12 protein-coding genes and 1 tRNA gene are annotated in these 13,871 nt (G+C 39.4%); 5 read left to right on the forward strand and 8 right to left on the reverse strand.

The features are described from left to right. Nucleotides 1–178 precede the first annotated feature (178 nt). Nucleotides 179–1,093, forward strand: coding sequence for an acetylglutamate kinase (gene argB / locus H3V00_RS02420; RefSeq protein WP_198206543.1), 915 nt, complete (start codon nt 179–181; stop codon nt 1,091–1,093). A 123-nt stretch (nt 1,094–1,216) separates the two neighbouring features. Continuing rightward, nucleotides 1,217–1,292, forward strand: a tRNA-Asn gene (locus tag H3V00_RS02425). 59 nt (nt 1,293–1,351) lie between these two features. On the opposite strand, the gene H3V00_RS02430 is transcribed toward H3V00_RS02425, so the two are convergent. Continuing rightward, the gene (locus H3V00_RS02430; RefSeq protein ID WP_198206542.1) at nt 1,352–1,924 is read right to left on the reverse strand and encodes an FKBP-type peptidyl-prolyl cis-trans isomerase; all 573 of its coding nucleotides are present in this window, start codon (nt 1,922–1,924) and stop codon (nt 1,352–1,354) included. 607 nt (nt 1,925–2,531) lie between these two features. On the opposite strand from H3V00_RS02430, the gene rho reads away from it, so the two are divergent. Next, a complete protein-coding gene (gene rho, locus H3V00_RS02435) occupies nt 2,532–3,791 on the forward strand; it encodes a transcription termination factor Rho (protein WP_025330651.1) in 1,260 nt (419 codons plus the stop codon). Nucleotides 3,792–4,081: 290 nt separating this feature from the next. Here the strand turns inward: rho and H3V00_RS02440 are convergent, their stop codons facing one another. After that, nucleotides 4,082–4,822 (reverse strand): UDP-2,3-diacylglucosamine diphosphatase, encoded by a 741-nt coding sequence (locus H3V00_RS02440; protein WP_084554249.1) that lies wholly within the window; start codon nt 4,820–4,822, stop codon nt 4,082–4,084. Between the two features lie 18 nt (nt 4,823–4,840). Continuing rightward, on the reverse strand, nt 4,841–5,194 hold the full coding sequence (locus H3V00_RS02445) for a Spx/MgsR family RNA polymerase-binding regulatory protein (RefSeq protein WP_198206541.1): 354 nt from the start codon (nt 5,192–5,194) through the stop codon (nt 4,841–4,843). A gap of 194 nt (nt 5,195–5,388) precedes the next feature. Between H3V00_RS02445 and H3V00_RS02450 the strand changes: the two genes are divergently transcribed. Then, complete coding sequence (locus tag H3V00_RS02450) at nt 5,389–6,030, forward strand: hypothetical protein (RefSeq protein WP_084554245.1); 642 nt, start codon at nt 5,389–5,391, stop codon at nt 6,028–6,030. 179 nt (nt 6,031–6,209) lie between these two features. Here H3V00_RS02450 and secF read toward each other — a convergent pair whose 3' ends face one another. From secF to putP, 5 genes are all read right to left on the reverse strand, one after another. Next, a complete protein-coding gene (gene secF / locus H3V00_RS02455; protein WP_025330655.1) occupies nt 6,210–7,145 on the reverse strand; it encodes a protein translocase subunit SecF in 936 nt (311 codons plus the stop codon). Between the two features lie 6 nt (nt 7,146–7,151). Further along, nucleotides 7,152–9,005, reverse strand: a complete 1,854-nt coding sequence (gene secD, locus H3V00_RS02460; protein ID WP_084551886.1) for a protein translocase subunit SecD — start codon at nt 9,003–9,005, stop codon at nt 7,152–7,154. A 96-nt stretch (nt 9,006–9,101) separates the two neighbouring features. Continuing rightward, nucleotides 9,102–9,401, reverse strand: a complete 300-nt coding sequence (gene yajC, locus H3V00_RS02465) for a preprotein translocase subunit YajC (RefSeq protein ID WP_025330657.1) — start codon at nt 9,399–9,401, stop codon at nt 9,102–9,104. A 124-nt stretch (nt 9,402–9,525) separates the two neighbouring features. Then, nucleotides 9,526–10,200 carry a DNA repair protein RadC gene (gene radC, locus H3V00_RS02470; protein WP_084551887.1) on the reverse strand — a complete coding sequence of 225 codons (675 nt, stop codon included), beginning with the start codon at nt 10,198–10,200 and terminating at the stop codon, nt 9,526–9,528. 127 nt (nt 10,201–10,327) lie between these two features. Beyond that, the gene (gene putP / locus H3V00_RS02475; protein ID WP_172397116.1) at nt 10,328–11,815 is read right to left on the reverse strand and encodes a sodium/proline symporter PutP; all 1,488 of its coding nucleotides are present in this window, start codon (nt 11,813–11,815) and stop codon (nt 10,328–10,330) included. A gap of 620 nt (nt 11,816–12,435) precedes the next feature. Between putP and radA the strand changes: the two genes are divergently transcribed. Then, nucleotides 12,436–13,809 carry a DNA repair protein RadA gene (gene radA, locus H3V00_RS02480; RefSeq protein WP_198206539.1) on the forward strand — a complete coding sequence of 458 codons (1,374 nt, stop codon included), beginning with the start codon at nt 12,436–12,438 and terminating at the stop codon, nt 13,807–13,809. Nucleotides 13,810–13,871: the final 62 nt, after the last annotated feature.

A 13,871-nucleotide genomic window follows, 5' to 3' on the forward strand; every position in this document is an offset into this window, starting at 1 on the left:
ATAATTTTTAGACTGCTTTTTCAATCAAGTATATTTTTCATTTATTTTTCAATTTGTACTTATTATTGCTTAAAATCTTAAACAAACATTAAATAACAAATTATGGTTTTATTTTATCATAACTAAAGATAAACTTAACCGTAGAAAAATAATCAGTTTAATTAGGCAGGGATAAATAATGAGCACAGACATCTTCACGAACATTAATGCTATTGAGGCTAAAACAAAAGCTAATATTTTAGCCGAGGCGCTACCATATATCCGGCGATTTTCCGGTGTGACAATGGTAATTAAGTATGGCGGTAATGCAATGACTGATCCGCAGTTGAAAGAAAGTTTTGCTAAAGATGTCGTCCTGCTCAAACTTGTAGGAATTCATCCGATTATTGTACACGGGGGCGGGCCGCAAATTAATGAGCTATTACAGAAAGTAGGAAAAGAAAATCAATTCATTCAGGGTATGCGGGTGACTGATAGCGACACCATGGATATTGTTGAAATGGTGCTTGGTGGTTGTGTTAATAAGGAAATTACATCTTTACTTAATCTACATGGAGGGCATGCAGTCGGAATTACTGGTCGCGACAATCATTTTATCAAAGCCAAAAAATTGTTTCTTACTACTTCTGATAATGAAAAGCAGGATATCGGACAGGTAGGTGAGGTTGAAGAAATTGATACAGCTCTGATTCAGGAAATGGTGGAACATGGTTATATTCCTGTAGTGGCACCTGTTGGGGTAGGTGAACATGGTGAAGCATTTAATATTAATGCTGATGTGGTAGCCGGTAAGCTGGCAGAAAGTCTGAAGGCTGAAAAACTGATTATGCTGACCAACACAATTGGTGTACTGGATAAAAACAATCAATTATTAAGCCGCCTTACGCCATCTGATATCAATGCATTAATTGCTGATGGTACTTTACAAAATGGTATGCTGCCTAAAATTAATGCGACTTTGCAGGCTGCTATGCATGGCGTTCACAATACTCATATTATTGACGGACGTGTTCCACATGCTCTCTTGCTGGAAATTTTCACTGATAAAGGTGTCGGAACTATGATTCTAGGTCAGAATGAACAGGCTGAATAATTTAAAATAAAACTGCTTACTAAAATATTATTATTGTGTAATTAATAATTTAATTAGCTTGTAACCATAAAGTTGTTTAAAAAGCTTGACAGTAAAATTACAGTCGCTATAATCTCGCCTCATTCCCTGATAGCTCAGTCGGTAGAGCGACGGACTGTTAATCCGCAGGTCCCAGGTTCGAGCCCTGGTCGGGGAGCCAGATTTTAAAAGCACTCAGTCTACTGAGTGCTTTTTCATTAATTATGCCTATAATCAGATTTACTTTCCAACTTTAATCAGCTTCACATCAAATATCAGAACACTGTTAGCAGGAATGACACTTGTCGGGCTATGTTCGCCGTAAGCAAGTCGGGCTGGTATATAGAATGTGTAGTCACTACCTTCTGACATAAGCTGCAATCCTTCAGTCCATCCGGGAATCACGCCATTAAGCGGAAATGTAACCGGCTCATTATTACGCTGAGCTGTGCTATCAAAAATAGTCCCGTCGATTAACCGACCTTCATATTGAACCGTCACCATATCAGTGGCTTTAGGTTTTTTACCGGATCCCTCATGATTAACTTTGTACTGCAAACCTGATGTAGTGGTTTTTACACCGGAAACATTTTTATTTTTGGCCAAAAACTCCTCTCCTGCACGCTGCGGGTTTCGGGTAGCCGAAGGTGCAGTTGAAGCTGCTACCGGCTCACTGCTGTTATTTTTATACCCATTATCAGCAAAGTTACAGGCCGATAAAACCAGTGCAGTAGTGATTCCCAGAGTAGTTAAAGACAAGTGTTTCATAATTTCTCTTTTAGTATTTAAAGGAGAGACAATTATAGCAGTCATCAGCAGAAAAGCATTTTCTTATCTGCTGTTTTACTGGTTGTTTGCTATTGTTTGATATCTGGAAATTCAGTTCTTTGAATATATAATCTATCTGTAACTGTTGTCTTTCTGATATATTCTTTTTCTATTTACATTATTATACTAATTTTAATAATGCGGTTATAATCCGGCCTGAATAACAGTTTATAGTTAAAAATTAGTGATTAATATAACAATAAGAAATTTATATTAACCTGAATTGTTGTTCGGTTCGGTTAATTCCTGATACAAACTAAAAAATACAATTATAACTTTTTATGCTATATGGATTTTCTGATGTCAGAATTAAATTTTAAGGGTATGCTTCATACAAGTGTTATTGAAAGTTGATAATAACTTGACATTATGTGGTTTGAAGATTAGAATTGCTCTTCATAAGAAGATGTCACTTCTGAAAAATCTTTTATTAATGTCTTTTGTGGCAGAATTAAACCAAATCAACTTTCAATAAAAACCTTACCTGTCTTTGGCAAGTATTTTGCAACTTAAAGACTGGTAACTGGAATTATTATGAGTTTTCTGACTCATTTTATCTTCGATTCTAATAAATAAGTTCATTTATATCTTTATGCACGTTTCTGAATTACAAAATCTACATGTGTCTGAATTACTGGGCATAGCTGAAGAGTTTGGTATTGAAAATGCCAATCGTTTGCGCAAACAGGATCTGGTGTTTGCTATTGTGCGCATTAAAATGAAGCAGGGAGAAGCGTTTACCTGTTCCGGTACGCTGGAAATTCTGCCTGATGGCTTTGGCTTTTTGCGTAGCATGGATACATCTTATCTGGCAGGCCCTGATGATATTTATGTCAGTCCGAGTCAGATACGGCGTTTCAATCTGCATACTGGTGACACGATTGAAGGCAGTGTACGTGTACCTAAAGACAATGAACGCTATTTTGCGCTGGTTCGTCTGGATAAGATTAACGGAGACGATCCGGATGTATGCAAACATAAAATCCTGTTTGAAAATCTGACACCATTATTCCCTGATCGCCAGTTTGTGCTAGAGCGGGATATTCGTTCCGGAGAAAATCTTACCGGACGTGCAATTGATCTGATTGCACCTATCGGATTTGGTCAGCGCGCTTTGCTGGTAGCTCCGCCGAAATCTGGTAAAACAGTGATGCTGCAGAATATCGCACATGCGATTACAGCTAATTATCCTGAAGCTGAACTGATTGTTCTGCTGATTGATGAGCGTCCTGAAGAAGTTACGGAAATGACCCGTTCAGTACGGGGTGAGGTAGTATCTTCTACTTTTGATGAGCCGGCTACCCGCCATGTACAAGTGGCTGAAATGGTGATTGAAAAAGCCAAGCGTCTGGTAGAACACAAAAAAGATGTAATCATTCTGCTTGATTCAATTACACGTCTGGCGCGTGCTTACAACACAGTTATTCCTGCATCCGGTAAAATTTTAACTGGCGGTATTGATGCAAATGCACTGCATCGTCCAAAGCGATTCTTCGGCGCAGCCCGTAATGTGGAAGAAGGCGGTTCATTGACCATTATCGCAACTGCTCTGGTAGAAACCGGTAGCCGTATGGATGATGTAATTTATGAGGAGTTCAAGGGAACGGGCAATATGGAATTGCATCTGGATCGGCGTATGGCTGAAAAACGTCTGTTTCCGGCAATTAATATCAATCGTTCTGGTACTCGCCGTGAAGAATTGCTGGTTTCTAATGAGCATTTACAAAAAATGTGGCTGCTGCGGAAATTCTTGCATCCAATGGATGATATTGAAGCAATGGAATTTATCATTGATAAGCTCAAGCAGTCTAAAAATAATGCCGACTTTTTTGATTTAATGCGCGGCAAGTAAATAATTATTTTTAAAACTAGTATCAACCGTGTTTACGCTTAGTAGACGCGGTTTTTATTTTAAAATCTCTGAATATAGTGGGTGATTTAATAATGATATGCTATTACCCGGATAAATCAGGGTATTTGGGAATGAAAAATAATAAATAAAAACCGAAAAGAATTTTTAATCTTTTCGGTTTTTATTTTACTGGCGTTGTATTCAGATACGAAATCTGACTGCTTAGTTAATAATGAGATAATCAACTGCTAGGAGCATTCCCATTAATAGTATAGATGTATTTTTTCTACTTATAGCTTAAGCTCATGTACATGTACACCATCAGTGTCTACAGCTAGATAGCCGCCGTAATTATCAGCCCAGTCCTGTATGACATAACGTTTGAAAGGTTGGTTGTTCAACTGTGATTCATGTACAGCCGGACGATGAGTATGACCATGAATCAGTGTAGGCAGAATAGGTTGAATATGGCTACTCATCAGTTCATTAATGGCTTGTTCTGTTACATCAGAAATCTCACTTTTACCCTCATTGTTTTTACGTGTTTCACTCATCTGACGGATTTGTCCGGCTAGTAAACGACGCTCTTCAATAGGTTTACTTAATACTGCCATTTGCCATAAAGGATTGCGGGACTGGGCACGGAATTGTTGATATGCAATATCGTCAGTGCATAATTCATCCCCATGCATAATAATATATTCATGCTCGTAAAGGTTTATTTGCTGAGGTGATGTAAGTAGTTGTATTCCGGTTTCTGCAGCAAATTTTTCACCAATCAGGAAATCCCGGTTACCATGAATGAAAAAAACTGGTGTCGCAGAAGAAAAAGATTTTAACTGAGATTTAATATGACGAATGAAATCACTATCATCATCGTCACCTATCCAGACGTCAAAAAAATCACCTAATATGTATAACGCATCGATATTTCCTTGCCATTGTTGCAGGCAGCGTTCAAATAGCTGATTTAAAGGCAGTGTCTGTTCAGAAAGATGTAAATCAGAAATAAATATTGTTGTATTGTTCATGGTTTGTATCTGCAAGTATCAGGCAAAAAACTCAGTATAGCGTTGCGGATCAAAACCAACCAATATTAATTGATTTTTTACCAGAACTGGTCTTTTAATCACCGAGGGGTGGTTTATCATTAGGCGAATGGCTTCATCATCATTACTTAAAGCAATTGTCTGTTCATTGTTACTTAATCTCCGCCATGTTGTACCTTTACGGTTAATTAATGTTTCTTTAGGTACTTGTGTAAGCCAGAACTGGATATCGGTTATTGTCGGCGATATTTTTTTATAATCGATAAATTCAGCGTTAATATGTTGATCAGTCAGCCATTTGCGGGCTTTTTTGACAGTATTACACTGACTGATACCATAAATTTGTATACTCATTGATGAAAGCCTGTTTGCGGAAATAAGCTGTTATTATACCGTTTTGCTTATATTTGCTTAAAGTGTTGGTTTTATGTCGATTGAGCGTTTTAAATTGTTTCTGACCAGTGAAGGTAAACTGCTTGCGTTGCTAATCCGGCATATTGGCAGTATGCTTTAATCAGTATAGATTTTATTTTATAAGGAATACCGGGATGAAAAAAATCAGTGTATTAGCCGTTAGCCTGTTACTGGCTGCCTGCGGAGGTAAGCAAGAAGCGAGTAATCACAATTTTACTGAGGCGATAGATGATTTTGCTAAAAATGATAAAGTTTGTCTGGCGGTTAATCTGATGCTGGATAATGCTCAGGGAGGTATGAATAATACGGTTGCACTTGGTAATAAAGAAATACGTATTGCCAGAAAAAATAGTGATGGCGATAAAGTTAATAAAACTGCTTTAAAGCAAATGGATATTTTAACTGATGCAGACTTGTATGAAAAAGGTAAGGATGCAACTCTGGTTGTTAATGGCGGAAAAGATATACCGCAGGCAGTGTATTACCGTACAAGTAAAGGTGAGGACAATGTGCAAAATACAGCTCAGGGAAGTATGCTGTGCCTAGGAACACAAAAAGTAGATAAAATTGTGCTCTTTACTGAACCTACCCCTGCAAATGGAATGACTATTTCCAAGGTAGTTTATGATGCAAAACTGGTACCTGAGAAATGGGCTGAAAAATTATTGAAAACTACCGATGAAAACTGGTGGAAGTCTATGCAGGAACCTCAACGTCGTGCGGCTGTATTGGTTTTAACGGATAAAGGTTGGAAAGACGAACGGGCATTACGTTAGCAATCAGATATTGTTCGGCTTAGGAACATCAGTTTGTTAGCTTTTCAAATTCCATTTTTGATTGCCGTATAGATAAACCTAATTTTGTAGGTAAATTTTAAAATCATAAAAAACTCCAGAAATAAAATATTATTCTGGAGTTTTTTAATTAATTAGAGGAAAACAATAGTAATTTAATCTTAAACTACAGCTTCCTCTTTCCGTTTTGGCGGCTTAACCAGATTTTGCCGGTTCAGTCCAAACATCAGTAATAACGGACTCGCTACTAATACTGATGAGTAAATACCAAACACAATACCAATTGTTAATGCCATTGCGAAACCATGCAAAGCAGCTCCGCCAAATACCAGCATAGAAATGACCATTGCTTCAGTAGATCCGTGAGTAATAATGGTACGGCTCATGGTTGCGGTAATGGCATTATCTATGATTGCCGGAACGCTTTTACCACGCATATGTGGTTTACGGAAATTTTCACGGATTCGGTCAAAGACAACTACTGACTCATTAACTGAGTAGCCAAGCACGGCAAGTACGCCTGCAAGTACGGTAAGAGAAAATTCCCAGTGAAAGAGGGCAAAGCAACCCAGAATAATTACTACGTCATGCATATTGGCAATAATAGCAGAAACAGCAAAGCGCCATTCGAAACGCATGGATAAGTAAATAATGATGCCAATCACAACCATGCCTAAAGCCAGTAAGCCGTGAGTAACCAGTTCTTCGCCCACTTGCGGCCCGATGAATTCAACCTGACGTAAACTTACACCTTCCTGATGTTGTTTAAGCAGGTCCATAACTTGATTGGACAATTGTGCTGAAGTCATATTGGCTTTATTGGGCAGACGAATCATGATTTGTTTATTTGTGCCCAATGCCTGTACTTGTATTTCTCCAAGTTTTAATCCATCCAGTTCTGTACGGATTTTATTTAAATCCGCACTCTGTTTGAATTCCACTTCCATTACAGTACCGCCGGTAAATTCTACAGAAAAGTTCAGCCCGCGAGTAACAAGAAAAAATACAGCCAGAATAAAAGTAATTAATGAAATCGCCGTTGTCAGCTTACCATAGCTCATAAACGGGATATCACGTTTTATTTTGAAGAATTCCATAATTTATTAAGCCTTACTTTTACCAGTGGCAGCTTTATCTGCAATCCAGATGTGGCCGATAGAAAGTGTTTTCAGTTTGCGTTTGCGACCATACCACAAATTAACAAAGGCACGAGAAACCACTACTGACGAATACATAGATGTAATAATACCCAGACAATGTACGACAGCAAATCCGCGAATAGGGCCTGAACCGAAAATCAGTAACGCCAGACCGGCAATCAGTGAAGTGATATTAGAGTCTACAATAGTATGCCAGGCGTGATCGTAACCTGCATTAATTGATATTTGTGGTGTATTACCATGACGTAATTCTTCGCGGATACGTTCATTAATCAATACATTCGAGTCAATCGCCATACCTAGTGTAAGAGCAATTGCCGCTATACCCGGCAGTGTCAGAGTAGCCTGCATGGCAGACAAAATAGCGATCAGGAACAACAGATTGCATGACAGGGCAATTACTGAAAACAGTCCGAACATCCGGTAATAAAGCATCATGAATATGGCTACTACTACAAATCCCCATAAGGTGGAATGAAAGCCTTTGCTAATATTTTCTTTACCCAGAGACGGGCCAATGGTTCGTTCTTCGATAATTTTCATTGGTGCAGCCAGTGAGCCGGCACGCAATAGCAATGCGGTATCATTGGCTTCAGCAATACTCATACTTCCTGAAATAATGGTTTTACCGCCGGGAATAGGTTCATTGATTACCGGTGCGGTAATCACTTCTGCCTTACCCTGATCGATAAGTACCATCGCCATACGTTTACCAACATTATTGCGGGTGAGGTCAGCAAAAATGCTGGCACCTGTACTGTCAAAATTTACGCTTACACCTGGCAATCCCCGGTCGTTAAAGCTGGCCTGAGCATCATTAATATTGTCCCCAGTCAGTTCAACCTGTTTGCTGACCAGTGTAGGTGCTCCGTTACCGGCAGATGGCAGTAGTTCAAATCCATCTGGATTGTGTCCTTGCAGCGCCTGCTGATACAGATTGGGATCATCACTTACCATTCGTACCTGTAAAGTTGCAGTACGGCCAATGATATCTTTAGCTTTAGCAGTATCCTGAACGCCCGGCAGTTGTACGACAATCCTGTTCGGTCCGGCCTGCTGTATAACCGGTTCAGCAACACCCAGCTCATTAACACGGTTATGCAGGGTATTAATGTTCTGGGTCACTGCATCTGTACGAATTCTGGTCAGCGCAGTGTTACTCAGGCTAACTACCAGACGGTCACCATTCTGAGTTAGTGTTGCATCATTAAGATATTTTTTTAATCCGGATATTGCAGTGGAAGCATCGTTTGCAGATTGGAAAGGAACAACCAGTGTCTGTCCGTTTTTAACAATATTGCCGCTGCGGATTTGTAGTTTGCGCAGCTGACGACGGATATCTCCGGCATAGCTGTCAAGTGTTTTATCAACGGCTGAATCCATATCCACCTGCATGGTAAAATGTACACCACCACGCAAATCAAGACCAAGAAACATTGGTTTGGCATGAATTTTTTCCATCCATTCCGGAGTATTGGCCAACAGATTCAGGGCTACTATATAGCCTTCGCCAAATTTAGAAGCAATAGCATCACGTGCTTTAAGCTGAGTTTCAGTATCACTGAAACGCACTTTCAGGCTGCCATCAGTAATGAACATACCCTGATGCTGTATGTGTGCAGCTGCCAGAGCCTGTTTAACTGTATTTTCAGTTTGTTCATCGATAGTAATGGCCTGCCGGTTGGTAGAGATTTGTACTGCCGGTATTTCGCCAAAAAAATTGGGAATGGTGTATAACAGACCCAATACTATTGAGACGATAATAAGCAGATATTTCCATATAGGATAACGATTCATATTTGCTGCCTTGTTGCAGACTGTTGTTCTTCAGTTAATAAAAGAAAGAAAACAAACAAAGGCCGCAACTGAAAAGTTGCGGCAGGATTACTGATTTTATTCTGGTGCCTTACCACTGATGGCATTGCGTTCAAATTCAACTTCTACTTTAGGAGCAATTTCTAAAGTGAAATATTGTTCATTTACTTTAGTGATTTTGCCAACTATTCCAGCCAGAGTAACAACTTTATCGCCTTTTTTCAGTTCGGTTAGCATTTGCTGGTGTTTTTTATGTTTGCTTTGCTGCGGGCGGATAATCAGAAAATAAAAGACAACAAGAATTAATAAAAGTGGGACGAATTGCATAAGGCCACTCTGTGAACCGGCAGTGTTGGCAGCATAAGCAAAATCAATCATGGGGTACTCCGTATGATTAAGGTAAATAACGCTATTAAACCAGTTATTGTAATCGGCAATGATAAATTTATCCAGCTTTGCACTATTATGCTATTAAGATAGAACGTTTAATTAATAATTTTTACTACATTAGATTTAATTCAGCCATTGATGTTATTTTTTCAGCAGTAACAATAAAATGATCCAATAAACGAATATCCAGCAGATTTAAAGCGGCTTTTATTTCTCTGGTAAATTGAATATCGCCATTAGACGGCATAGTAGATTGTCCTGGATGATTATGTGCCAGAATAATTGAGACTGCGTGGTGTTTTAAAGCTGCTGTAGCAACTTCGCGAGTGTAAACCCGTGCTTCATTGATGGTACCGCGAGCCAGTTCAATGGTTTGCATAAGCTCGTTACGCTGGTTCAGAAGTAAAGCCACACAAACTTCCACTTTTTCATGGCCTATATGTAAACGCAGGAAATCAGCCACTACAGCCGGCTGAGTAAAAATAGGGCGGCAATAAATTTTTTCTGCCAGCATGCGTCTGCTTATTTCTCTAATTACTGCAAACTGGGTATAACTGGCAATGCCCATACCGTGATACTGACAAATTTGCTGACAATCTGCTTCAAGCAGTGCGCGCAGACTGCCCAGTTGAGAAATAAGCTCTCTTGCCAGATCTACCGCACTTATACCCCGAGTACCTGTACGCAGCAGGATTGCGAGTAGCTCGGCATCACTTAGCGCTGAGGCGCCCAGATTAAGAAGTTTTTCCCGAGGGCGATCGTTTTGCGGCCAATGCTTGATGCTCATTATTACAATTATGTGAATTAAAGGACATAATCATAATATAGCTATGTAATAAAATAAATTGGTTTGAGAGCATATTCGGATTACTGATTAACTTAAAAACAGTTTAATCCGCCAGGTTAATTAAAGTTCATTTTGTTTTAGTATGGTAGTGCTTATAAGCATCTTTAAAATGAATCTGTACTATCTCACTTGGTTTTTTATCACATAAACTAAAAATAATGATTGCAATTGATGCAAGTATGAATCCAGGGATGAGTGAATACAGATTAAACCAATTAAAATTGATCCACAGCAATACTGTGACAGCACCGGTAATCATACCGGCTAATGCGCCGTTTCGTGTCATACGTGACCAGAATACGGAAAAAATAATAATCGGACCAAATGCAGCCCCAAAACCAGCCCACGCATGGCTCACCAAATCCAGAACGCTGTTATTCGGATTAATTGCCAGTAAAATGGCAATCACAGATACTATAAACACCATTATTCGTCCAATCCAGACCAATTCTTTCTGTTTTGCTTTTGGACGGAAAAATGCACGATAGAAATCTTCTGTCAAAGCGCTTGAGCAGACCAACAACTGGCAACTTAAGGTACTCATCACAGCAGCCAAAATTGCAGCGAGAATAACACCGGCGATCCATTGATTGAAAAGTAATTTAGATAACTCGATAAAAATCCGTTCATGTTTTCCATTGCTGACCAGATAGCTTAATTCTGGATGGTTGGCAAAATATGCTATTCCGAAAAAGCCGACGGTAATGGCTCCGGCCAGACATAAAATCATCCATGTCATGCTGATACGGCGTGCATTTTTCATTACTTCATGCGAATCAGCAGCCATAAATCTGGCTAAAATATGCGGCTGCCCGAAATAGCCCAACCCCCAGCCTAGCAATGAGATTATGGCAATAAAATCCATATGGGCAAAAAGGTTGGTATAGTCCGGATTCAGGTTTTCAATATGAATGAGTGCATCAGAAAAACCACCGGCATTAATGATTACCATTATGGGGGTTAAAATCAGAGCGAACATCATCAGACTTGCCTGAATGGTATCTGTCCAGCTAACCGCTAGAAAACCGCCTATAAGCGTATAAAGTATAGTTGCACCAGCTCCTGCCAGCATTGCCCAGCCATAGCTCATGCCAAAAGTACTTTCAAATAATTTAGCCCCGGCAACAATCCCTGATGCACAATAAATTGTAAAAAAAATCAGAATAATTACTGCTGAAATAATACGCAGTAAGGAGCTGTTATCTTCAAACCGGTGCGTAAAATAATCGGGTAAAGTTAACGCATTATGGTTGATTTCTGTAAAAACACGCAGACGTCCGGCAATCAATAACCAGTTCAGGTAAGCACCAAGTACTAAGCCAATTGCTATCCAGCTTTGTGAAATACCAAATAAAAATACTGCACCCGGTAATCCCATCAGCAGCCAGCCGCTCATGTCAGAAGCTCCGGCCGAAAGTGCAGTTACTACGCTGCCAATACGACGCCCGCCCAGAATGTAATCACCAAAATTCTGTGTTGACCGATAGGCAAAAAAACCAATTGCAATCATTCCTAAAATGTACACAGCGAATGTGACAATCATTGGCAAAGACATAGTTTTGAAAAACCCTGTGTATAAAAATTGAAATAAAAATAGATTGATTTAAAACATTAAAATATTCCGCCAAGAATTAGCCGAAGACTAAAATTCATTCCATTTTTTTCGATGTATGTTAAAGATTAAATAGTGTAATGTAATAATTGACCATGCAAGAGAATATCAAGGTAAAACTGGATTTAACCTGCACGAATTGACAGAGTATATAATAATTGCCAGACAAAGTAATTATTATAATTTGTTTTGGGAAGCAATTACTATTTGCCAAAAACATTTGATTTTATCGTTCAGTTATAAGTGTAGACTCTTTTGAATTTGAATCAGTAAATTGCCATATTTTTTAATCTGCTAATCATTATGATTAAAACCATTATAGTGCTTCAATTGTCTATATATACGGATGTTACTATTTTGATTTAATAGTTTTAGCATCAGAAATTTAACTAAATTATACGCTGTTAAAGAGTAAAATTAATGGCTATTTTTTGTTCTGGCTAGGTGAAGCTTAGATAAAATAGAGAACTAAATAAAATTGGTCAATTTTATTGAATCATTATTTCCCAATAATCAAAGGAAGCTATGTTTGAATTTAATGCAGGTATTGCCGGAAAGGTTTCATGGTAAAGCAAAAAACTCAGTTTCAATGCCGTAGTTGTGGTGGAAGTTCACCTAAATGGCAGGGACGTTGTCCTCATTGTGGCGAATGGAATACTCTGGAAGAAACAACAGTTTTATCTGCATCTTCTTCTGGCAGCCGTTTTCAATCATGGGCTTCAAGTGAATCATCAGTACAGTTACTGGCAGAAGTCAGTGCGGTTGAAGTACAGAGAACGCCAACAGGAATGGGGGAGCTGGACAGAGTACTTGGAGGTGGTTTAGTAGACGGAGCTGTTATTCTGCTAGGCGGAGATCCGGGTATTGGTAAATCTACATTATTGCTACAAACAATAGCCTTGATGGCCGAACAGGAATCCGTATTGTATGTTTCTGGAGAAGAGTCAGCTCAGCAGGTTGCTTTACGTGCCCAGCGTCTTGGTGTACATGCAGACAAAGTTCATTTACTGGCAGAAATACGTGTAGAGGCAATCAGTGCAGTTATTGCACGCCAAAAACCCAGAGTGGTAGTAATCGATTCTATTCAAACCATGTATTCTGATGGTATTACTTCAGCACCCGGTTCTGTATCACAGGTTAGGGAATGTGCAGCACAATTAACTCGTCTGGCAAAACAACAGGGTATTAGCATGTTGCTGGTTGGTCATGTAACCAAAGATGGCGCGATTGCTGGTCCCCGGGTGTTGGAGCATATGGTGGATACAGTATTGTATTTTGAAGGGGAAACTCATTCAAATTATCGTATGATTCGTGCTATTAAAAACCGTTTTGGCGCCGCTAATGAGTTAGGTGTTTTTGCAATGACAGAAAAAGGGCTGAAGGGAGTTTCCAATCCTTCAGCATTGTTTTTATCCAGTTATCGCGATGATGTTCCCGGCTCATGCGTTCTCGTTACTCAGGAAGGTTCACGCCCCTTACTGGTAGAAATTCAGGCGCTTGTTGATGATGCTCATGGTTTTGCTCCAAAACGATTAACTGTAGGGCTGGCTCAGGAGCGTCTGGCCATGTTGCTGGCTGTGCTGAACCGTCATGCAGGTATCGCTTGTTATGATCAGGACGTGTTTCTTAATGCTGTAGGTGGTGTGAAAATTACCGAACCGGCAGCAGATCTGGCAGTGATTCTGGCCATGCTTTCAAGCTATCGTAATCGACCATTACCGGAAAAGCTGATTGTATTCGGAGAAGTCGGGTTATCAGGTGAAATTCGTCCAGTTCCTCGTGGACAGGAACGTTTGCGAGAGGCAGAAAAACTTGGATTTACTCATGCCATAGTACCTGCAGCTAATTGTCCCAAACGAACGGCAGATTTTCCGAGGCTGACTATTATCGGGGTAAATTCGGTACAGGAAGGTGTAGATGCTACACGACGTGATTAATTTTATATTTGCCTTTAGCTAATTAAAAGAATAGGCTTTACTTTTGTAGGTGCTTTCGTACC

This window comes from Snodgrassella sp. W6238H11, from assembly GCF_016100525.1.
Classification (GTDB): Bacteria; Pseudomonadota; Gammaproteobacteria; order Burkholderiales; family Neisseriaceae; genus Snodgrassella; species Snodgrassella alvi.

Coding starts and splice junctions, on each gene's coding strand:
- H3V00_RS02450 (WP_084554245.1), top strand. CDS start 5,389: ATGAAAAAAATCAGTGTATTAGCCGTTAGCCTGTTACTGGCTGCCTGC.
- yajC (WP_025330657.1), bottom strand. CDS start 9,401: ATGATTGATTTTGCTTATGCTGCCAACACTGCCGGTTCACAGAGTGGC.
- radA (WP_198206539.1), top strand. CDS start 12,436: ATGGTAAAGCAAAAAACTCAGTTTCAATGCCGTAGTTGTGGTGGAAGT.
- H3V00_RS02445 (WP_198206541.1), bottom strand. CDS start 5,194: ATGAGTATACAAATTTATGGTATCAGTCAGTGTAATACTGTCAAAAAA.
- H3V00_RS02440 (WP_084554249.1), bottom strand. CDS start 4,822: ATGAACAATACAACAATATTTATTTCTGATTTACATCTTTCTGAACAG.
- secD (WP_084551886.1), bottom strand. CDS start 9,005: ATGAATCGTTATCCTATATGGAAATATCTGCTTATTATCGTCTCAATA.
- rho (WP_025330651.1), top strand. CDS start 2,532: ATGCACGTTTCTGAATTACAAAATCTACATGTGTCTGAATTACTGGGC.
- argB (WP_198206543.1), top strand. CDS start 179: ATGAGCACAGACATCTTCACGAACATTAATGCTATTGAGGCTAAAACA.
- putP (WP_172397116.1), bottom strand. CDS start 11,815: ATGTCTTTGCCAATGATTGTCACATTCGCTGTGTACATTTTAGGAATG.
- H3V00_RS02430 (WP_198206542.1), bottom strand. CDS start 1,924: ATGACTGCTATAATTGTCTCTCCTTTAAATACTAAAAGAGAAATTATG.
- radC (WP_084551887.1), bottom strand. CDS start 10,200: ATGAGCATCAAGCATTGGCCGCAAAACGATCGCCCTCGGGAAAAACTT.
- secF (WP_025330655.1), bottom strand. CDS start 7,145: ATGGAATTCTTCAAAATAAAACGTGATATCCCGTTTATGAGCTATGGT.